Annotated in this window: 23 protein-coding genes; 11 read left to right on the forward strand and 12 right to left on the reverse strand. The window is 68.3% G+C overall.

Features of this window, described 5'->3' with window-relative positions; all coding sequences use genetic code 11:
- Nucleotides 1–6: 6 nt before the first annotated feature.
- The 4 genes from IG98_RS0138575 to betA all read right to left on the reverse strand — a co-directional run bounded on the left by IG98_RS0138575 (nucleotide 7) and on the right by betA (nucleotide 6,204).
- The gene (locus tag IG98_RS0138575) at nucleotides 7–1,005 is read right to left on the reverse strand and encodes an ABC transporter substrate-binding protein (protein ID WP_245651897.1); all 999 of its coding nucleotides are present in this window, start codon (nucleotides 1,003–1,005) and stop codon (nucleotides 7–9) included.
- A 61-nt stretch (nucleotides 1,006–1,066) separates the two neighbouring features.
- Nucleotides 1,067–3,064, reverse strand: a complete 1,998-nt coding sequence (locus IG98_RS0138580) for an ABC transporter permease (RefSeq protein ID WP_037972461.1) — start codon at nucleotides 3,062–3,064, stop codon at nucleotides 1,067–1,069.
- Entirely contained in the window at nucleotides 3,061–4,305 is a 1,245-nt protein-coding gene (locus IG98_RS0138585; RefSeq protein WP_211264298.1) for a quaternary amine ABC transporter ATP-binding protein, read from the reverse strand. The genes IG98_RS0138580 and IG98_RS0138585 overlap by 4 nt, the downstream gene beginning before the upstream one ends.
- 258 nt (nucleotides 4,306–4,563) lie before the next feature.
- Nucleotides 4,564–6,204, reverse strand: coding sequence for a choline dehydrogenase (betA, locus tag IG98_RS0138590; protein WP_030924311.1), 1,641 nt, complete (start codon nucleotides 6,202–6,204; stop codon nucleotides 4,564–4,566).
- 132 nt (nucleotides 6,205–6,336) lie between these two features.
- On the opposite strand from betA, the gene IG98_RS0138595 reads away from it, so the two are divergent.
- On the forward strand, nucleotides 6,337–7,122 hold the full coding sequence (locus tag IG98_RS0138595; protein ID WP_030924313.1) for an IclR family transcriptional regulator: 786 nt from the start codon (nucleotides 6,337–6,339) through the stop codon (nucleotides 7,120–7,122).
- 158 nt (nucleotides 7,123–7,280) lie between these two features.
- Here the strand turns inward: IG98_RS0138595 and IG98_RS0138600 are convergent, their stop codons facing one another.
- Nucleotides 7,281–8,048 carry a hypothetical protein gene (locus IG98_RS0138600; RefSeq protein WP_030924314.1) on the reverse strand — a complete coding sequence of 256 codons (768 nt, stop codon included), beginning with the start codon at nucleotides 8,046–8,048 and terminating at the stop codon, nucleotides 7,281–7,283.
- Nucleotides 8,035–8,550, reverse strand: a complete 516-nt coding sequence (locus tag IG98_RS0138605; RefSeq protein WP_030924315.1) for a SigE family RNA polymerase sigma factor — start codon at nucleotides 8,548–8,550, stop codon at nucleotides 8,035–8,037. Before IG98_RS0138605 ends, IG98_RS0138600 begins: the two co-directional genes overlap by 14 nt.
- A gap of 213 nt (nucleotides 8,551–8,763) precedes the next feature.
- On the opposite strand from IG98_RS0138605, the gene IG98_RS0138610 reads away from it, so the two are divergent.
- Together IG98_RS0138610 and IG98_RS0138615 are read left to right on the forward strand one after the other, a co-directional pair.
- Complete coding sequence (locus tag IG98_RS0138610) at nucleotides 8,764–9,714, forward strand: hypothetical protein (RefSeq protein WP_030924317.1); 951 nt, start codon at nucleotides 8,764–8,766, stop codon at nucleotides 9,712–9,714.
- A gap of 106 nt (nucleotides 9,715–9,820) precedes the next feature.
- On the forward strand, nucleotides 9,821–11,107 hold the full coding sequence (locus IG98_RS0138615) for a glycosyltransferase family 4 protein (protein ID WP_030924319.1): 1,287 nt from the start codon (nucleotides 9,821–9,823) through the stop codon (nucleotides 11,105–11,107).
- Nucleotides 11,108–11,203: 96 nt separating this feature from the next.
- On the opposite strand, the gene IG98_RS0138620 is transcribed toward IG98_RS0138615, so the two are convergent.
- The 5 genes from IG98_RS0138620 to IG98_RS0138640 form a co-directional block, all read right to left on the reverse strand.
- Nucleotides 11,204–13,492, reverse strand: coding sequence for an FdhF/YdeP family oxidoreductase (locus IG98_RS0138620; protein ID WP_030924321.1), 2,289 nt, complete (start codon nucleotides 13,490–13,492; stop codon nucleotides 11,204–11,206).
- Between the two features lie 73 nt (nucleotides 13,493–13,565).
- On the reverse strand, nucleotides 13,566–14,696 hold the full coding sequence (locus IG98_RS0138625; protein WP_030924322.1) for an aromatic ring-hydroxylating oxygenase subunit alpha: 1,131 nt from the start codon (nucleotides 14,694–14,696) through the stop codon (nucleotides 13,566–13,568).
- 133 nt (nucleotides 14,697–14,829) lie between these two features.
- Nucleotides 14,830–15,177: a bifunctional 3-phenylpropionate/cinnamic acid dioxygenase ferredoxin subunit gene (locus IG98_RS0138630; RefSeq protein WP_030924327.1), complete on the reverse strand. Its 348-nt coding sequence runs from the start codon at nucleotides 15,175–15,177 to the stop codon at nucleotides 14,830–14,832.
- 126 nt (nucleotides 15,178–15,303) lie between these two features.
- A complete protein-coding gene (locus IG98_RS0138635; RefSeq protein WP_030924330.1) occupies nucleotides 15,304–15,492 on the reverse strand; it encodes a hypothetical protein in 189 nt (62 codons plus the stop codon).
- 118 nt (nucleotides 15,493–15,610) lie between these two features.
- A complete protein-coding gene (locus tag IG98_RS0138640; RefSeq protein ID WP_030924333.1) occupies nucleotides 15,611–15,913 on the reverse strand; it encodes a hypothetical protein in 303 nt (100 codons plus the stop codon).
- A 41-nt stretch (nucleotides 15,914–15,954) separates the two neighbouring features.
- Here IG98_RS0138640 and IG98_RS51420 point away from each other — a divergent pair, with 41 nt between their 5' ends.
- The 3 genes from IG98_RS51420 to IG98_RS47805 are packed head-to-tail and all read left to right on the forward strand — an operon-like array spanning nucleotide 15,955 to nucleotide 17,349.
- Nucleotides 15,955–16,113, forward strand: coding sequence for a hypothetical protein (locus IG98_RS51420; protein WP_157594773.1), 159 nt, complete (start codon nucleotides 15,955–15,957; stop codon nucleotides 16,111–16,113).
- A 39-nt stretch (nucleotides 16,114–16,152) separates the two neighbouring features.
- Complete coding sequence (locus IG98_RS45860; protein WP_281178594.1) at nucleotides 16,153–16,719, forward strand: HNH endonuclease; 567 nt, start codon at nucleotides 16,153–16,155, stop codon at nucleotides 16,717–16,719.
- Between the two features lie 33 nt (nucleotides 16,720–16,752).
- Nucleotides 16,753–17,349: a transposase gene (locus tag IG98_RS47805; RefSeq protein ID WP_051753492.1), complete on the forward strand. Its 597-nt coding sequence runs from the start codon at nucleotides 16,753–16,755 to the stop codon at nucleotides 17,347–17,349.
- A gap of 121 nt (nucleotides 17,350–17,470) precedes the next feature.
- Here the strand turns inward: IG98_RS47805 and IG98_RS47810 are convergent, their stop codons facing one another.
- Nucleotides 17,471–17,869, reverse strand: coding sequence for a 2'-5' RNA ligase family protein (locus IG98_RS47810; protein WP_169750269.1), 399 nt, complete (start codon nucleotides 17,867–17,869; stop codon nucleotides 17,471–17,473).
- A gap of 138 nt (nucleotides 17,870–18,007) precedes the next feature.
- Here IG98_RS47810 and IG98_RS0138665 point away from each other — a divergent pair, with 138 nt between their 5' ends.
- The 5 genes from IG98_RS0138665 (at nucleotide 18,008) to IG98_RS55010 (ending at nucleotide 19,727) form a co-directional block, all read left to right on the forward strand.
- The gene (locus tag IG98_RS0138665) at nucleotides 18,008–18,232 is read left to right on the forward strand and encodes a hypothetical protein (protein ID WP_030924337.1); all 225 of its coding nucleotides are present in this window, start codon (nucleotides 18,008–18,010) and stop codon (nucleotides 18,230–18,232) included.
- A gap of 158 nt (nucleotides 18,233–18,390) precedes the next feature.
- Complete coding sequence (locus IG98_RS51425; RefSeq protein WP_157594774.1) at nucleotides 18,391–18,552, forward strand: hypothetical protein; 162 nt, start codon at nucleotides 18,391–18,393, stop codon at nucleotides 18,550–18,552.
- Nucleotides 18,549–18,956 carry a hypothetical protein gene (locus tag IG98_RS0138675; protein ID WP_030924338.1) on the forward strand — a complete coding sequence of 136 codons (408 nt, stop codon included), beginning with the start codon at nucleotides 18,549–18,551 and terminating at the stop codon, nucleotides 18,954–18,956. Before IG98_RS51425 ends, IG98_RS0138675 begins: the two co-directional genes overlap by 4 nt.
- 94 nt (nucleotides 18,957–19,050) lie before the next feature.
- Nucleotides 19,051–19,278, forward strand: coding sequence for a hypothetical protein (locus IG98_RS52870; protein WP_211264300.1), 228 nt, complete (start codon nucleotides 19,051–19,053; stop codon nucleotides 19,276–19,278).
- Between the two features lie 29 nt (nucleotides 19,279–19,307).
- Nucleotides 19,308–19,727, forward strand: a complete 420-nt coding sequence (locus IG98_RS55010; RefSeq protein ID WP_211264301.1) for a transposase — start codon at nucleotides 19,308–19,310, stop codon at nucleotides 19,725–19,727.
- The last annotated feature ends 333 nt before the right edge of the window (nucleotides 19,728–20,060 follow it).

Raw genomic sequence — 20,060 nt, forward strand, 5'->3', positions numbered from 1 at the left:
GCCCGCTCAGCCGGTGGGGAGCCAGGCCTTCACCTTGTCGGGGTTGTCGCCGACCCACTTCTCCGCGGCCTCCTCGGCCGTCATCTTGTCCTCGGAGATGTACTTGGCCACCAGGTTCTGGTCCTCGTTCGTCCAGGAGAAGTTCTTGACCAGCTCGTACGCCGGACTGCCGGAGTCGGCGAACTTCTTGCTCACGATCTTGTCGAGGTCGTAGAGCGGGTAGTCGCAGGCCACCTTCTCGGCATCGGCGTCGCAGCCCTCGGTGTACTCGGGCAGGTCGACCTTGACCAGCTTGACCTCCGCCAGGAACCACTGCGGCTCGTAGAAGTAGCCGAGCAGCGCCTTCTTCTCCTTCTCCGCCTTCCTGAACTCGGTGATCAGCGCCGCCTCGCTGCCCGCGTAGACGACCTTGTAGTCCAGTTTCAGGTTCTTCACCAGGGCCGCGTCGTTGGTCACGAAGGACGGGTCGCCGTCGAGCAGCTGCCCCTTGCCGCCCGACTCCGAGGTCTTGAACAGCTCGGCGTACTTGTTGAGGTTCTTCCAGTCGGTGATGTCGGGGTACTTCTCGGCCATCCACGGCGGCACGTACCAGCCGATGACTCCCTTGTTACCCGTCGAACCCGCCGCGACGGCGACCTTCTGTTCCTCGATGTACTTCTTCTTCAGGTCGTCGTGCGCCCAGTTCTCCACGATGGCGTCGACCTGGCCGGTGGCGAACCCCTGCCAGGCGACCTCCTCCTTGAGGTCCTTCTTGGTGACCGCGCAGCCGAGCTCCTTCTCGGCCACCTGGGCGATGACCGCCGCGGTCGCCTCGTACCCGACCCACGGGTTGATCGCGATGTTGACCGCGCCACAGGGCTTCTTGCCGTCCGTGCCCGAGGTGGCGGACGTGGCTGTGCCGTCGCTGCCCTCACCGACCTTCGCCCCGCCGCACGCGGAGACGAGGAGGCCGGTGGCGAACAGGAGCGCCAACGTCCGTGGCCGCCCGATCCTGGAAACTGTCACCAAAATCCTCCTGTACATGAGGCCGCCGATGGCGGCCGTCCGGGATTTCCGTCTGTCCTGCTCAGCGGGCGCCGTGTGCCTCGGCGTCCGCCCGCCGCGCCGCCGCCCTGGTGATGCGCTCCAGCATGATCCCGAGTACGACGATCGCCACGCCCGCCGCGAGCCCCTTGCCCCGCAGCTGCAACTGGGAGAAGCCCGCCACCACGTCGTAACCGAGCGCGCCCGCGCCGACCAGACCGCCGACGACGACCATGGCCAGCACGTAGATGAGTCCCTGACTGGCCGCGAGGGTCACCGCGCTGCGCGCCATCGGCAGCTGCACCTTGGTGATGAGCTGCCAGGTGTTCGAGCCCGCGGCCGTGGCGGCCTCCACCGCGCTCGGGGAGACGCCGCGGATGCCGTCCGCGGTGAGCTTGATCGCGACCGGCGCGGCGTAGACGACCGCGGCGATGATCGCGGTGACCCGGGTCGCGCCGAACAGGCCGAGGATCGGCACCAGGTAGACGAACGGCGGCATGGTCTGCCCGGCGTCCAGGACGGGCCGCACCAACTGGTCGACGCGGTCGCTGCGCCCCATCCAGACACCGAACGCCACCCCGAGGACCATCACCAGGACCGTGGCCACGAGCGTCGAGGCCAGCGTCACCATGCTGTCCTGCCACAGGCCGAGTGCCACGAGCAGGGCGAGGCAGGCCACGGTGACGAGCACGACCCTGACGTTCGCCAGGATGGCGGCGGACACGACCAGCACCGCGGCGATCAGCCACCACGGCGAGTCGGTGAGCAGCGCCTCGAACGGGTTGAGCAGACCGTAGGAGACGGCGTTCTTGAACGCCCCGGTGTAGGCCGCCAGGTTGTCCTGCGCCCACAGGGTCGCCGCGTCGACGCCCCGGCGGACGTACGGTCCCAGGTTCGCCTCGCTCGGGAACTCCGCGGCCCACACATAGGTGTGGGAGAGATAGACCAGCACGCCGGTGCCCGCCAGGACGGCGCCGATCCCGGCACGGCGGCGGCCCGGCCCCCGCGAGCGGCCGGCCCGGTACCGGGTCTCGACGCGCCTGCCGGCGGCGGAGGTGACCCGGTCCAGCACGATGGCCATGATGACGATGGCCAGGCCCGCGTTGAAGGCACTGCCGACGTCGAGGGTCTCCAATGCCTTGATGACCGTCTTGCCCAGCCCCGGGGCGTCGATCAGCGCGGCGATGGTGACCATGCAGAGCGCGGCCATGATGGTCTGGTTGACACCGACGACGATGGTCCGCTTGGCCAGCGGGAGCCGTACCTTGCTCAGCAGCTGCCAGGCGGTCGAGCCCAGCGAGGCGCCGGCCTCCAGGGTCGCGGGGTGCACCTCGCGGATGCCGTGCGCGGTGATGCGGATCGCGGGCGGGGCCGCGTAGATGACCGTCGCCACGGTGGCGCTCGCCGGGCCGATGAGGAAGAACAGGGTGAGCGGCGCGAGGTAGACGAACGTCGGCATCGTCTGCATGAAGTCGAGCACCGGGGTGACCAGGCGGTTGAACCGGTCGTTCACCCCGGCCCAGACGCCGAGCGAGATGCCGATCAGCAGCGAGATCACGACCGCGGCCAGGGTGAGGGCGAGGGTGTCCATGCTCTCCTCCCACAGACCCAGCAGGCCGAAGGAGGCGAAACCAGCCACGGTCAGCACCGCGACCCTGAGGTTGCCCCAGAGCAGCGCGACCGCCGTGGCGACGGTGACCACGCCCAGCCAGCCGATGACCGGCAGTGGCCGCCCGAAGGACGGCCGGCTGATCAGCGCCTGGACGAACGTGACGGCCTCGTCGAGGAAGAGCCGGATGTAGTTGACGAAGTACAGGAAGAACGGGTTGTCGTTCCTGCCGTTGTCGATGACCTCGCTCGCCTCGTTGATCCGCAGGTGCAGCGGCGTCAGCTCCGCGCCGCCGAGCTGGAAGGTGTCGCGGCCCTGCACGAACACCCAGATGAGCACCCACGCCGCGACGACGGCGGTCAGCAGGTAGCGGCGGGACCAGCCGGGCAGGCGCCGCAGGCCACCGGCCGTGGAGGCCGGGGTGGCCGTCACCCCTGCTCCCCTGCCCTGGCCGGCTTGGCGGACTCGCCCGTGCCCTCCTCCGGGAGCTCCGCCGGGCTCTCCGCCGGGAGCGGCTCGGTGGACTCGCCGGAAGTCCTCCCGGTGAGTTCCCCGGGGGCCTTCTCCTCCGGTGGTTCGGCGCGCGTCACGGAGGCCTCCGCCGGGGACGGCTCGGCGAGGACGCCGAGGAGTTCCTCGGCGGTGATGACGCCCAGCAGCCCGCCGCCGTCGACCACCCTGACCGGGCTCGTCGCGCGCAGCACCGTGTGCACGGCGTCGCGTACCACGACGTCCGGCCCGATCTGTGGCCCGTCCAGTGGCTCGTCGGAGCGGGGCGGACGCATGATCCAGCGAGTGGTGAGCACGTGCGAGCGGGGCACGTCCCTGACGAACTCGCGCACGTAGTCGTCCACCGGTGCCCCGACGACCTCCTCGGGCGTGCCCAGCTGGACGAGCTCACCGTCGCGCATGATCAGGATGCGGTCGCCAAGTTTGAGCGCCTCGCTCAGGTCGTGCGTGATGAAGATCATCGTCTTGCCCACCTCGCGGTGCAGCCGGATGACCTCGTTCTGCATGTCCCGCCTGATCAGCGGGTCGAGCGCGGAGAACGGCTCGTCGAAGAAGAGCGCGTCGGGGTCCACCGCGAGCGCCCTGGCCAGTCCGACGCGCTGCTGCATGCCGCCGGAGAGCTGGTCGGGGTAGGAGTCCTCGGAGCCGGAGAGCCCGACGAGCTCGACCATCTGCCTGGCCCGCTCGTAGCGGGCCTCCTTCCGGGTTCCGCGGATCTCCAGCCCGTAGGCCACGTTGTCCAGGACCCGCCGGTGCGGCAGCAGCCCGAAGTTCTGGAACACCATCGCGAAGCGGTGGCGGCGCAGCTCGCGCAGCCGCCGGTCGTCGGCCTTGCGAATGTCCTCGCCGTCGAACAGCACCTCCCCCGCCGTCGGCTCGACGAGCCGGGTCAGGCAGCGTACGAGGGTGGACTTGCCCGAGCCGGACAGGCCCATGACGACGAAGACCTCCTGGGGCCGCACGGTGAAGGAGACGTCGCGGATCGCGGTCACGCAGCCCGTCCTGGCCCTCAGCTCACTGCGCGAGAGCTCCGCCAGCGGGGTTCCGACGACCTTGCCGGCACGCGGGCCGAAGACCTTCCAGAGACCGCGCACATCGAGGACGGCCCGCTGATCCTCCGCGACGAGATCTCTCCGGTCGCCGTCGAGGTGGAGATCTGACACGAAGGGGCATCCTTCCGGTCATCGCGTAGCTCGTTGCGTATGGCGCATCGGATCGCTTAGCGAGGAACAGAATCGACCCTTTTCATTCAATCAGTCAAGGCTTTCCGAGCTTCGTTACCGCGCCTGCTCAATCGTAAGAAACCTCACCCGTGGTCATTGTCCGATCGGTGAACAGGTATGACGGCCGGTCATTCGAACGACTTCTTCAGGGCACGGGCGAGCGGCGTCCCGGCGAAAGCGAACCGCACGGGCGTACGGTCAGTGGGCGGAGCCGTCGCGGTGCCGGTAGAAGTCGACGTGCTCGGCGGCGAGCGGGGTGTTGCCCAGAATCAGGTCCGCCGCCTTCTCCGCCACCATCATGACCGGCGCGTAGATGTTGCCGTTGGTCACGTACGGCATCACCGAGGCGTCCACCACGCGTAGTCCCTCCAGGCCGTGCACCCGCATGGAGAGCGGGTCCACCACGGACATGTCGTCGATGCCCATCCGTGCGGTGCACGAGGGGTGCAGTGCGGTCTCGCCGTCCCTGGCCACCCAGTCGAGGATCTCCTCGTCGGTCTCGACCCCGGGCCCCGGCGACAACTCCCCCGCGTTGAACTCGTCCATGGCCGGCTGGTTGAGGATGTCCCGGGCGACGCGGACCGCCTCCACCCACTCGCGCCGGTCCTGCGCGGTGGACAGGTAGTTGAAACGGAGCGCCGGGTGGATCCGGGGGTCGGTACTCCTGATCTTCACCGAGCCTCGGGAGTCGGAGTACATCGGCCCGATGTGCACCTGGTAGCCGTGCCCGCCCGCCGGAGCCGAGCCGTCGTAGCGGACCGCGATGGGCAGGAAGTGGAACATCAGGTTGGGGTAGTCGACATCGTCGTTGCTTCGGGTGAAGCCGCCCGCCTCGAAGTGGTTGGTCGCACCGGGACCGCTCCGCGCGAACAGCCAGCGCGCGCCGATCCACGGCCGGTTGTGCCACTTCATCGCCGGTTGCATCGAGACCGGACGCCTGCAGCCGTACTGGATGTAGACCTCCAGGTGGTCCTGGAGGTTCTCGCCGACGCCCGGCAGGTCGCACGCGACGTCCACGCCGAGGTCGCCCAGTTCGGCGGCGTCGCCCACCCCGGAGAGCTGGAGCAGTTGCGGTGAGTTGATCGCGCCGCCGCAGAGGATGACCTCGCCCGCGCGGACCGTCCGGCCGTTGTACTCGACGCCGACGGCGCGCTTTCCGTCGAAGAGGATCCGGGTGACGAACGCCCGCGTTCTGACCTCCAGGTTGGGGCGGCCGGCGACCGGGTGCAGGTAGGCGCGGGCGGCGGACATCCGGCGTCCTCTGCTGATGTTGCGGTCGAACCGGGCGAAGCCCTCCTGGCGGTAGCCGTTGACATCGTCGGTCAGCGGGTGTCCGGCCTGCTGCACCGCCTCGAAGAAGGCCCCGAACAGCGGGTTGCGCACCGGTCCGCGTTCCAGCACGAGGGGCCCGCCCCGCCCGCGCATCGGGTCGGCGGGGTCGGCGGCCAGGCAGTTCTCCATGCGCTTGAAATACGGCAGGCAGTGGGCGAAGTCCCAGGTCTCCATGCCGGGGTCGGCGCCCCAGCGCTGGTAGTCCAGCGGGTTGCCCCGCTGGAAGATCATGCCGTTGATGCTGCTCGATCCCCCCAGCACCTTGCCCCGGGCATGGTAGATCCGGCGGCCGTTCATGTGCGGCTCGGGCTCGGAGGTGTACTTCCAGTCGTAGAAGCGGTTCCCGATGGGGAAGGGCAGCGCGGCCGGCATGTGGATGAAGACGTCCCACGGGTAGTCCGGACGCCCCGCCTCCAGCACCAGCACCCGGTTGGCGGGGTCGGCGGAGAGCCGGTTGGCGAGGGCGCTTCCGGCCGAGCCACCTCCAACGATGACAAAGTCGTACATGTCCGCCTCGCCTCCCTTAAGCAGGAACAGTGTCCGAAATTGGAGCGAATAGCGCAATAGGCTGCACCATTCGCAACAGACATTGTCGTCCCCGATGACGTTCGTTCCCTTTCCAACGCCTACAGTTGCGCCATGGGCAACGATCGCACCGACAGCGGCGGTGGAGTCCAGTCCGTCGACCGGGCCATCACCATCCTGGAGATCCTCGCCGAGCGCCGCGAGGCCGGGGTGAGCGAGATAGCCCAGGAGATATCGGTGCACAAGTCGACGGCGTTTCGGCTGCTGGGCGCGCTTGAGGCACGCGGCCTGGTCGAGCAGGCCGAGGACCGGGGAAAATATCGCCTCAGTTTCGGGCTCGTCCGCCTCGCGGGCGGGGTGGCCTCCCGGCTCGACCTGACCCAGCAGAGCCGCCCGGTCTGCCGCCGCCTCGCCGAGGAGCTCGGCGAGACGGTGAACCTGGCGGTGCTGCGCTCGCACTACGCGGTCAACCTGGACCAGGTACGCGGCCCTTCCGCCGTCACCACGCACAACTGGGTCGGCCAGCTCACCCCGCTGCACGCCACCTCCAGCGGGAAGATCCTGCTGGCCCACCTCGACGAGGCGCATCGGACCCGGCTGGTCAGGGCGGGCGGCCTGGAGCGCTACACCCCGAACACGATCACCTCCGCCTCCGCCCTGGGAAAGCAACTGGAAGAGGCCCGCGAGCGGGGTTACGCGGTCACCGTCGAGGAGTACGAGATCGGCCTGAACGCCATCGCCGCCCCCATCCGCTCCTACGACGGTGAGATCGTCGCCGCGGTCAGCGCGTCCGGCCCCGCGTACCGCTTCGGCGAGGAGCGGCTGCACGAGCTGGCACCGCTCATGATCGCCGGTGCCCGCGACATCAGCCACCGCCTGGGCTACGCCGGACGAACCTGACCGTCAACGCCGGTGTTCTTTCAGGTGGACGCCGATCCGCACCACCTTCGTGCTCCGGCCGAGTCGGATCGGTGCGTGATCCGTGACCGCCCTCTCCGGCGGAGACCGATCCGCGCCGCTGTCGTGCTTGAGCCCGTTCCGTGAACTGGCGGGCGGGTTCAGCCGTCGGCGGTGAGCCCTTCGGCGATCCTGGTCAGTTCACGGTCGACCGCTCCGGCACTCTTGAACTCTTTGGCGTAGACGGGGCTGAACATCACCTCGACCCGCCGTCCCTCGCCCACGCTCAGGATGATGGTCGGGGTGCCCTCCATGCCGTCCTCACCGACCCCCTGCCTGAGCAGATAACCGGTCCGGTCGTCAACGGCCACCTCCTCGCCCTCCCCCTCGTCGCGGTATGCCTGTACGCGCTCCTCGACCTCCTCGACTGCCTGGCCCTCGTAGACGTATATCTGCACGCAGTAGAAACTGTTCTCGTCACCGTCGTGGTTCCACGAGGTCGTGTACCTGTCCCCCCGGTCCATGGACCAGTGGGACCACCGCAGACCATCGGGTAGGTAACCCACCTTGACACGCCCGAAGGCCCTTCCATCGCCCAGGTCTCCGAGATCGGCGGTCTCCGATGGGACGGGCAGCGGGGTGTCGTCGATGGCGGGGGGTTCCGTGATGCCCGGCTGCGAAAGCTCGGAGACCGCGACCTGCCCGCCGGGCCTGGATACCGACACGACCGAATCCGGCCCGAGGATCCGGTAGACGGGTACGACCGCCCCCGCGACGGCCACCGCGGCGGCCAGGGCGGAGAGCCTGACCCGATTCGCCTTCCTCCTCCGTGAGGATCGGAGAACCCGGTCCACCAGGTCGGGGGCGGCGCGCAACCTGGCGGTCTCGTCTCCCATGAGCCGGCGAAGGTCGTCCTCAAGCGTGGACATTCCCAATCACTCCTTCCATCGATTCCGGGCCGATCGCCGAGCGGAGCTTCGCGAGTGCCTTTGACGCCTGGCTTTTCACGGTGCCGGTCGAGCAGCCGAGGATCTCCGCGGTCTGCGTCTCGCTGAGGTCCTCCCAGTACCGCAGGACGATCACCGCACGCTGCCGGGGAGGCAGTGCGCGCAGGATGTCCATGAGCACGTGACGCAGGTCGACGTCGGTCTCCCTCCCCGACGGTTCGGGCGGGGTGTGCATCGGGATGATCCGCAGGATCGCCCGGCGCCGGGCCCGGCTGATGGAGGTGTTGACGATGACGCGGCGGAGATAGGGCTCGGGGTTGTCGTAGCGCACCCGGTCCCAGTTCCGGTAGGTGCGCTCCAGCGCAGTCTGCAGCAGGTCTTCCGCCTCCCTCTCGTCGCCGCACGCGAGGTAGGCGACCCGCAGCAGGCTCGTGCCACGGGCGGCCACGAACGCGGCGAATCCGTCGTCCTCGGCACCGCTCATAGCTGTTCGTCCAATTTCATGCCCCCTAATACGCCCGGCCCGGGCTGGGCGTTGCCCACATTCGCGAACTTCCCTAAATTCGGTCAAATCTATGAATTCATAACAAAGATGACGAAAACCTAATGCTGCTCAAATCAAACACCGTACGCGGGCAACCCCCCAGGTGGTCCGGGCGTATTAGGGGGCATGGAATCGGACGCCTGGAGAAAGCAGATGAAGTTCGCGACCACCCCGATCCGGCCGCTGACCGCGATCGGAGTCGGCCTGGCCGCGGTGGGCGTCATCGCCCTGTCGGGACCGCCGAGCACGCCGGACCTGCGGCTCGCAGCCGCGACCGGGGCGGTGACGGCTCCGGCGCAGGGTGCCTACTGGCATACCAGAACGCTGTTTAAGATCACCCATCCCCGGCAGCTCGGGAGCGGTTCCAACCGCTACTGGGTGGAGGAGCAGAACATCTCTGAGAGTTGGACCTCGCCCGACGGCAGGAGCTGGTTCGGTTTCCGGAAGCTGGGGACACGTCCGAAGAGCGCGGCCGACGAGAAGGCATGGCGCCGTGACGGTTCCCCGACCCGGTGGAGCCGCACGGCGGAAGGCACGACCGTGTCCCTGTCCACCACGCCGAACAAGGGCCGCGTCGTCCTCACGAAGGGCCCTGCCTCGTTCCCCGTGGCCGGGCAGCAACTGTCGTATGAGGAGCTCCAGAGGCTGCCCGCGGACCCCACCGGTTTGAAGAACTGGATCGAGAAGGCGGTACGGGTCCCGAAGGCGGAACCGGACGCGGAGATTCCCGAGGACGCCGTTGACGGCCAGGTGACGGGGACGCTGACCATGCTGCTGCACGAGGTTCCGGTCCCGAAGGAGGTCCGCGTGGCGGCGTATCGGGCGCTGCCGACGATGCCCGGTGTCCGTTCCCTGGGGAAGGTCAAGGACGCCCTGGGCAGGACCGGCGAGGGATTCTCCATCGACCACCGGCAGGCTCGCCAGAAGAACCTCAAAGTCGTGGCCAAGACCGACGTGATCATCGACACCGACGCGATGTCACTGCTGGCCGAAAACCTGAAGAGCACGCGCAACGGCAAGCCGTTCCTGAACAAGACCTGGACCCGGACCATGCTCCAGGTCGGCTGGACCGACGACAAGCCGTCGGTCCCCGCTCTTCCTTGACCACCGATTCACGCTCTCCCATCAAGGAGCATTCGCAATCCCGGGGCCGGGGAGGCCCCGTGATCGCGTCTTGGGACGAGCTCATCACTCGAACGGGGACTTTCACATGACGGGGAAGATTCACAGGCTGATCAGGAACGCGGCCCTGTGGTCACTGAGAAGACTCAACCAGAGACGGGCACGGCGGGCGCCCGCGCCCGACACGAGCACGGTCCGGATCCTGTTGCACCACGCCCACGGGATGGGCGGCACCATCCGGACCGTGCTGAACCTCGCGGAGTACCTGGCGCGGGAGCGGGACGTGGAGATCGTCAGCGTCGTCCGTGCGGCCGAGGAACCGTTCTTCCCGATCCCGCCGGGCGTGCGGGTGTCGTTCCTGGACGACAGGATCGGACCGCGCGGCCTGGCCGCCCGGCTGCTCTCGCGCTTTCCCAGCCGGCTGGTTCCCCGGCAGGAGAACATCCATCACGCCGTCACACTCTGGACCGACCTGCGGCTGGTCCGCTTCCTGCGTTCCATCCGCGGTGGCGTGGTGATCGCCACCCGCCCGGCGTACACCCTGACCACCGCGCTGTTCGCACCGCCCGGCGTCATCACCGTCGGCCAGGAGCACGTCACCCTGCAGACCCACCAGCCCGAGATGCGACGACTCATCAAAAGGCGGTACGGCAGGTTCGACGCGTTCGTCACCCTCACCGAGGCCGACCGGAGGCAGTACGCCACGTTGCTGAGAGCCGACGCCCCCCGGCGGCTGGTGCACATCCCCAACGCCGTCCCGCCACTGGCCGGAGACATCTCCGGGCTGAGGGAGAAGACGGTGATCGCCATCGGCAGAGTGGTTCACGCCAAGGGATTCGACCGCCTGGTCAGAGCCTGGAAACAGGTCGCGGAGGCGCACCCGGACTGGACCCTGCGCATCTACGGCGGCGGCACCCCGGATCGGGAGGAGCGACTGCGTACGCGGATCGAGGAGGCCGGCCTGTCCGAGAAGGTCCTCCTGATGGGCAGCAGCCGGCAGATCGGCGAGGAACTCGCCAAGGCCTCGATCTACGTGGTCAGCTCCCGGTACGAGGGCTTCGGCATGACCATCCTGGAGGCGATGAGCAAGGGCGTGCCCGTGGTCAGCTTCGACTGCCCGCACGGTCCCCGCGAGATCATCACCCACGAGCACGACGGCCTGCTGATCCGCTCCAACAGAGCCGCCGCGCTCGCCGAGGGCGTCTGCCGCCTGATCGAGGACGAGGAACTGCGGCTGAGCCTCGGCGGCAACGCGCTGCGCACCGCCTCCCGCTACGACCTCGACACCGTCGGCGCCCAATGGGACGCCCTCTTCGCGGACCTGGGCAGAGACCCCCGTCTCCAACCCTGTTCCCTGGGCACCTCGACGTGGTGACGACCCGGGTTCACGACGGCGAGATCGGCGCCGCGGTCAGCGCCTCCGGCCCCCGTCCCGACCCGCACCGGTCACGAGCGCCGAGGCCGGTGAACATCAACCAGCGTCTGGGGCACGCCGGACGAGCCTGACCACGACGCTTTTGGAGGTGGGGGTGTTGGAGGTGTCCGCGACCGAGTCGAGCGGGACGAGCACGTTGGTCTCCGGGAAGTACGCGGCGCAGCAGCCGCGCGCGGTCGGATAGGCGACCACCCGGAACGCCTCCGCCCTGCGCTCACCGTCGGGCCACTCGCTGACCAGGTCCACCAGGTCGCCGTCGGCCAAACCCTGCTCCACCAGGTCGCCGGCGTGCACGAAGACCACCCGGCGGCCGTTGCGAACGCCCCGGTAGCGGTCGTCCATGCCGTAGATCGTGGTGTTGTACTGGTCGTGGCTGCGAACCGTCTGGAGCAGCAGCCGCCCCGGCGGCACCCGCAGCACCTGTAGGTCGTTGACCGTGAAGTTGGCCTTGCCCGTCGCGGTCGGGAAGCGACGCTCGTCGCGGGGCGCGTTGGGCAGCGCGAACCCCCCGGGAGCGCGAACCCGGACGTTGAAGTCGTCGAATCCGGGCACCACCCGGGAGACCCGGTCGCGGATCGCGTCGTAGTCGGCCGCGAACTCCTGCCACGGCACGTGCGGGTCGTCGCCGAACAGCTCCACGGCCAGCCGGCAGACGATCTCCACCTCGGAGAGCAGGTCGTCGGAGGCGGGCCGCAGCCTGCCTCGCGAGGCGTGCACCATGCCCATGGAGTCCTCGACCGTGACGAAACGATCGCCGTCGCGTTCGGTGCGCCCCAGCGTGGGGAGGATGAGCGCCTCGCGCCCGCACACGGCGTGCGAGCGGTTCAGCTTGGTGGAGACCTGCACCGTCAGCCTGGCCCGGCGCATCGCCTCCTCGGTCGCCGCCGTGTCGGGGGTGGCGGACACGAAGTTGCCGCCCATCGCGATGAAGACCTTCGCCTGCTCGGAGCGGAGCGCCCTGATCGCCTCCACGGTGTCGAAGCCGTGCTCGCGGGGCGGCTCGAAGCCGAACTCGTCGCGCAGCGCGTCCAGGAACCGGGCCGGCGGCTTCTCGTAGATGCCCATCGTGCGGTCGCCCTGGACGTTGGAGTGGCCCCTGACCGGGCAGACCCCCGCGCCCGCGCGGCCCACGTTGCCGCGGAGCAGCAGGAAGTTGACGACCTCCCTGATGGTGGCGACGGAGTTCTTGTGCTGGGTGAGCCCCATCGCCCAGCACACGATCACCGACTTCGCGCCCAGCACCTCCCGTACGGCCTCCTCGATGGCCGGGCGGTCCAGCCCGGTCGCCTCCTCGACCTCCGTCCAGTCCAGGGAGCGCAGGTCCTCGGCCCAGTCGTCGAAGCCGTGGGTGTGCGTCTCGACGAAGTCGCGGTCGATCACGGTGCCGGGGGCGGCCTCCTCGGCTTCGAGCAGCAGCAGCGACATCGCCTTGAAGAGCGCGAGGTCACCGTTGAGCCGGATCTGCAGGAACCGGTCGGACAGCGTCGTACCCTTGCCCACCAGCCCCGACGGCCGCTGCGGGTTCTTGAAGCGGAGCAGTCCGGCCTCGGGCAGCGGGTTGACCGCGACGATCCGGGCGCCTTCGCGCTTGGCCCGTTCCAACGCCGAGAGCATGCGCGGGTGGTTGGTGCCGGGGTTCTGACCGACCACGAGGATCAGGTCGGCCCGGTACAGATCCTCCAGCGAGACCGTGCCCTTGCCGATGCCCAGGGTCTCGTTGAGCGCCGAGCCGCTGGACTCGTGACACATGTTGGAGCAGTCGGGCAGGTTGTTGGTGCCGAACCTGCGCACCAGGAGCTGGTAGGCGAACGCGGCCTCGTTCGAGGTGCGCCCCGAGGTGTAGAAGAGCGCCTCGTCCGGGCTGTCCAGCGCGCGCAGCTCCCGGGCGATCAGGGAGAAGGCGTCATCCCAGCTCACCGGCACGTAGTGGTCGGAGCCCTCGGGCTTGTGCATCGGCTCGGTGAGCCGCCCCTGCTGGCCCAGCCAGTATTCGGTGTGCCCGGCCAGGTCGTCGACGGTGTGCCGGGCGAAGAAGTCACGGGTGACCCTGCGGACGGTGGCCTCCTCGGCCACCGCCTTCGCGCCGTTCTCACAGAACTCGAACGGGCTGCGGTGCTCGCCCTCGGGCCAGGCGCAGCCCGGACAGTCGAAGCCTTCCTTCTGGTTGACCCCGGCCAGGGTGAGAAGGGTGCGACCGACGCCCATCTGGGCGTTGGCGGTCAGCAGCGACCGGGTCACCCCCGGTATGCCGGCCGCCCACTCCTTGGGAGGCCCGATCTCAATGCCGTCCTCGTTGACGTCGTCGCGCGGAGCCTTTCTGGCCATCCTCGCGCTCCCCTTCCGCTCGCCCTACGTCCCGAAACGGAGGGTTTCGCACACTATAGGCGTCTTCCCGCCGTCAACCGGATCCGGCCCCCAGCCTGTTGATCACCCAGTCATGGAAGGCCCCGATGTGGTGCTCGCTGGGCACCAGGACTCCACCTTGAGCGTACGCCCGGGAGCTCATCGCGGGCTGGCACCGCTCGCAGGCCGCGAAGTCCTGCTCGTTGACCCGGTGAAAGAGCTCGACGGACGGGCCGAGATCGGTGCCCGCGTCCACCACGTCCTTGAGGAAGAGCCAGTCGCACTCCACGATCGTCCGGTCGGCCGCCAGCGGGAACATCCGGTGCCAGATCACGTGGTCGGGCACTAGGTTGACGAAGACCTGCGGCTTGATGGTGATCGCGTAGTAGCGGCGGTCCTGCTCCTCGCCGACCCCCGGGATGCGGTCCACCCCCGCCGAGCCGTCGACGGTGAACCCCCGGATCTCCTCACCGAACTCCGCCCCGTGCCCGACGAAGGACTGCGCCGCGTAGCCGTCGGCGAACTCCGGCAGCACCTCGGTGAGCTCGGGGTGGATGGTGGCGCAGTGGTAACACTCCATGAAGTTCTCCACGATGAGCTTCCAGTTGGCCCGCACGTCGTAGACGATCCGGCGGCCCACCGCCAGGTTGGCGATGTCGTAGCTCTCGATGGCCCGCTCGTCGCCCAGCCGGACCGTCGCCTCACCGATCACGTCCACCTCGAACGACGGCGGCTCGTCGGCCAGGCAGACCCACACGTACCCCATCCACTCACGCACGGCCACGTTGACCAGCCCGTACTCGACCCGGTCGAGGTCGGGCATCTTCGTCAGGTTCGGCGCGGCGATCAACTTGCCTTCGAGATCGTAGGTCCAGGCGTGGTACGGGCACTGGAAGGCCCGTTTGACCTCGCCGGACTCCTCGGTACGGATCCGGGCGCCGCGGTGGCGGCACACGTTGAGGAAGGCCCGGATCGAGTCGTCCCTGGCCCGGGTGACCAGGACGCTCTCCCGGCCCACCTGAACGGTCCTGAAGGCCCCCGGCTTTCCCAGGTCGGAGGCACGGGCGACGCAGAACCACATCGACTCGAAGATCCGGGTCTGCTCCAGGGCGAAGATGTTCTCGTCGGTGTAGTGGCCGCCGGGCAGGGTGGCGATCACGCTAGGCGGCAGGCTTCTCGCGGTCACGATCGCTCCTCGGTCTGCCACGTCGACGGGTCAGGGCGGCCGTTCGTGAGGAGGGCGCAGCCCGGCACCGGACCGGCGGTGGACTCCCGCCCGCGCGCCCGCTCCGGCGAGGCTCCCACGACTGTGATCGGCGTCATACCGTGCCCGCGCGGACGCCGGGTGGCAGGTTCGGGGGCTCCTCGGAGGGCACCACGTAGACGGTGTCGTCGGAGACCACCACCCGGTGGGTGCGCAGCGGCAGCTTGGCAGGGGGACTGCTCGGCCGTCCCGTCCGCAGGTCGAAGCTCGACGCGTGCAGCGGGCACTCGATCTCGCACCCCTCCAGCCACCCGTCGGAGAGCGAGGCGTCCTGGTGGGTGCAGGTGTCGTCCACGGCGTAGATCTCGCCGTCCTCGGTGTGAAAGACGGCGATGGGCGGGTCGACATCGAGCCGATGGGCCTCACCTCGCGGAAGGTTCGCGAGAGGACAGACAGGGATCATCGCAACAAACCCCGGTTTCGTAAAGCAGAACAAGCAGCGCTATACGCAACAGCGTGATCCCCGGAAATCCCGCTGTCAAGGGCCGTCGCAGGCGTCTTCCCCATGGTCACGCACCGGTTTTTACGGCTACAGACCGGCAAGGGTGTACAACAGGGCCGCCATGCTGGTGCCGCTGACGATGTCGTGCTTGTCGATCAATCGGCGGATGTCGGCGAGTGGCACCCACTCGATGCGCTCGGCCTCCCGCCCCTCGGTCGGCGGGCCGATGTGCGTGGCACCGTCAACATGAAAGTGGATTCCTGATTTCAACACCACGCTACAAGGGCACCGCCTGTTGCCCCAGGGCCCCGGCGTTCCCGGGTTCTGATGCGGTATGGCGATGTTGAGCGTTTAGCCAGGTGGAGTACGAAAGAGCGCGACTTCTGCTGATCTTTCAGGTCTCGAATCCGAAGATCGTCGCAGGAGTCGCGCTCGTGTCCCCATCTTCCCTGACCAGCTCTCCTCTCGTCCCTGCTCTTGACCAGCTCGCTGACCTGGCGTTGTGGGAAGCCGAGCTGACGGCTGATCCGGTCATGGTGGAATCGGCGTTGATGCGCCGGTTGGCGGCCGTGCCCGGTCGCCGCTCGGCCTGCGGCTTGCGGCATCCGCTGGTGGTCATCTTGACGTTGACCGCATGCGCGACGCTCGTGGTCGGCAGCGACAGCGTCGCGGCGATCCGGCAGTCGGCCGCCCGCACCTCGCAAGCCTGCTGGAACGGCTGGGCGCCTACCTCGATCCTTGATCACCCATGCCCGCACCCACAAGGCGCGGTTCCTCGGCTACGACATTTGGACCCGGCAGGCCGACACCTGGCGCACCAAGGGCGGTCGTTCCATCAACGGCACCATCGCCCTGGGCGTGCCACCGGAAACCGTCGAGACCAGATGCCGGACCTAGCTGCGCGGACAGAGTAAACCCCTGATCCGCAACGATCTGATCCGCACCAGCGACTACAACATCATCGCCGTGTTCGGCACGGAGTATCGAGGCTTTGTCCAGTACTACCAGCTGGCCGGGAACATCAACCGGCTCAACAAGCTCCGCTCGGTGATGGAACGGTCGATGTTCTCCACCCTGGCCGCCAAGCACCGCCGCCCACCGTGGGTGATGCGAGACCGCCACCAAGCAACCGTCGTGACCCCATACGGGAAACGTCGATGCTTCGAGGCGGCTCAGCGCAGCCCCTTGGGTAAGGTGTCCACGGCCAGATTCGGAGGCATCCCGCTGCGTCGACGCAAACACGCCCGTCTTATCGATGGAGCTTGGCCGACTCAGCGCGGAAGGCAACTCATCGCCCGGCTCACAGCCGGAATCTGCGAGCTATGCGACTCGCGCGACGGGATCACCGTCCACCACGTCAAGCGAATCGCCGACCTCAACCGATACAGCCCCACGACCGCACCGGAATGGGTGGAAGCCATGCGGACCAGTCGACGGAAGACCCTGATCATCTGCGCCCGCTGTCATGCCTCCATCCACCACCAGCAGTCGATCACGCAGTAGCACCACTGGAGAGCCGGATGCGGGGAAACTCGCATGTCCGGTTCGGGGAGAAGCCGCGCGGAGACGCCCCCACCGAGGGCACCGCGCCGCGCGGCTTACTCCACGCCGCCGGCCCGCGCTACCGCCCAAGCCCTGCTGACCGGCCCGGATGCCGACTGGACCGACACCACCTCCATCGACGACGATCACGGGCATGGCCGTACCGAACACCGCACCATCCGCACCGCCCCCGCCGATGACTCCCTGTTTCCCGGCGCCCGGCAGGCCTTCCGGCTCCGCCGTGACGTCGGTGACCTGGACGGCACCTGGACCAGCAAGGAAATCGTGTACGGCATCACCAGCCTGCCCGCCGACCTGGCCGGGCCCGCTCATCTCAACCACTACGAACGCGCGCACTGGGGCGTGGAAAACCGTCTCCGCTGGATCCGCGACGTGACATTCCGGGAGGATCACTCCCAGGTCAGGACGGGGACCGCGCCCAGAGCCCTGGCCGGCTTCAGAAACCTGGCGATCAGCACCGCCCGTCTGGCAGGTCGCGCCAACATCGCCCACGCGCGCCGCGACCTCCTCGACCATCATGACGCCTTCGCCGTCTACAACATCGGATCAACTAACGGAAAGCAGACTTAACGAATCAACGCCGGGGCCCTGCCTGTTGCCCGGCACGCACCAGAAACTCCCGGACCACTTTGGCTGCTTCCTGTGGTCTCCAGATTCACAAGCGCCAGAGAGGTACGGCGACGGTCTTCCGCTATTCGGGCAAGACCTGATGGCGATCCGCGCCGAACGGCACCTCGGCGACGGGGCGCCAGTCCCACGAGGTCTCGGGACCGTCCTGAATGACAAGGCTGATGCCGCCTATCGTGATCTCACGCTCCGGCAACCGCCGCCCCAACGCCGCAATGATTGGAGCCGACGGCCCGTTCGCGGTGCTGTACGCCACCGTGACGTGGGGCGTCCACGGCTCGTGGGCAAGCACACCGTCTCGGCCGGTAGCCGCGCGGGTCGCCACCCGTACCGCTTCGAGCATCGGCAAGAGGCGCTCGGCCGGCCGCACTTTCAGCACGATGGCCTCTGGGTGGTAGAGCACGCATCCGATGGTCACGGTGATCGGTGACGTCCGCGCGAGCAGCCTTCCAGCTTCCCGCACCTCTCGATCCAGGCGGCAAGCTCGATCGCTTCGTCGGAGAGGGACAGCAGGTCGCGCGGGTGAGTATCCGGCTCGCCGAAGAGATCGGCCTCATCGATTCCAAAGGCCCGAGCGAACATCTGAGGGGAGGTCCAGCCAATGACCGACGTTGAATCCACCATCCCCGGCTGGCGGCTGATTCTCAGCGACACCGGACGGCTGTGGGCCAGCCGGGAGAAGCCCTTCTGCGCGGTCGCGTTCCACGCCGGAGCCGAACGGACGGTCGACGCCGACAACCTTGCGGCCCTGCGCGCCGAGACCGAACGGCAGGAGACCATCGCGAGGCAGGCGCGGCAGCGGGCCGCCGGGCAGGTGATCTCATGATCCGCCGCTGCCTGGCCCCCGCACGCGGACGCCACCGCGACGGCCTGACCCCCAACCCGGTCCCCCACTACACCTGGGACCACGAGGTTACGGATCGGCGGCTGCGACATCTCCCTGTTCACTGGTGACCGGGAGCAATCGGCGGGTACCCTCGGGTCATGAGCATCGACCAGGAGCAGATCACCTACCCCGACGAGCATCGCCGACGTGACCTCGACCTGCTGCGGGAGATCATGGGCGGGGAGCCCGATCCGGAGATGCTTAAGCTCGACCGGCAACGCGATCGGGAGTTCGCCGTCCGCCGTAGCCACGCCGCGTGATCGGCCGCGTTCTCGACACGAGCGCCCTGCTGGTCTGGAGCCGCCGCACATCGCCGTTCGTCGACGCCGTGGTGTGGTCACGAGCCCAGCACAGCGGATACATCGTTCCCCTCGTCATCACCGCGCCTTCGCTCACCGCCGCACTCGCGCAACTCCCCGACCAGGCCGTTCCCGTACTGCAGGCACTGCTCGGAATGGAGATCAGCGTCATCGACGATCTGACACCTGACAGCGCGCCGGACGTGGCCGCGATCCTCCGCACCGCCGGGCCATACGCGGCCGAGCAGCTCACCGCGGCCAGTGTCGTGCACACCGCCCAACGACGCGGACTCCCTGTGATCACATCGAACCCGTTTCCGTTGCAGGCCCTCGCCGCCGAGGTGGAGATCGACCTCATCCCTTAGCTTGACTCTGTCGGGGATCTTGGTGTTTCCCGGTGCGGCAGCGTGATCAGTGGGCATGCCTGATGCTGTTTCGAAGGCCGATGCAGTTGTCGAGGTGTCCGTTGTCTGTCCGTCCCCGTTCCGGTACACCTCCCTGGTCCACCTGGAACAGGCCGCCCGAGAACACCAGGTCACGGTCACCGGACCACTGCCGGGCAACCCCACCGGCCAGCACCGCAAGAACGAAGGCTTCGGCCGGGACGACTTCCACATCGACTTCGACCGCCGACAGGTCACCTGCCCCAAGGCCAGGTCAGCAAGGGATGGCACGGCCCCTACCTGACCTCCTCGCCCACTGCGGCCCCGCTGATCGTGGCGCGGTTCACCAAGTGCCAGTGCCAACCGTGCCCGGTCCGCGCCCAGTGCACCACCTCCCGCGAAAGCGCACGGAACGCGGGCTTTCCCCCGCGAGAACTCCGTGACCTGCAAGTCCGCGTCCGCGCCGAACAGCAGACGTCCGATTGGCACGCCCGGTATGCGGTCCGCTCCGGAGTCGAGGGCACCGTCAACGAGTTCGCTCACGGACACGGCATGCGCCGCTGCCGCTACCGGGGGCATCCGAAGGCCCACCTACAGCACGTGTTCACGGCCATCGCCGTGAACATCGAGCGCCTCAGCGCTCTGCCTCCGACCGGTGAAACACCCCCGCACCGGCCAGCGACCGCCTTCCAGAACTTCCTGGACCAGCGTGGGATCCCTCGGCTGAAGTCCTGGCGTGCCCTCAGCCCCTGACCCCGACGACTGTAAGATCCCCGACAGAGTCAAGGTTAGACACGGAGACGCGGAGACGCGGAGCGACCCGGTCGCCACCAGGCCGCCGCGCCGGCGATCGGTGTGAACCCACCCGCGGCGCCGGTTCGTGGAACTCCCACGGCCCGTTCGGGGGCGGGTGCGGATGCCCGCCGTCAGCGGCCGTCTTCACCGGTCTCTCAGTGGAACCCGCCCCTGTCCGCCGTGACCTCTTCAGCGAATTGGGTGTGGTAGAGGTCGGCGTAGAGTCCGCCGGCGGCCAGGAGTTCGTCGTGGGTTCCGCGTTCGCGGATCTGGCCGGTTTCGATGACCAGG

Source organism: Streptosporangium amethystogenes (assembly GCF_000721075.1).
Lineage (GTDB): Bacteria > Actinomycetota > Actinomycetes > Streptosporangiales > Streptosporangiaceae > Streptosporangium > Streptosporangium amethystogenes.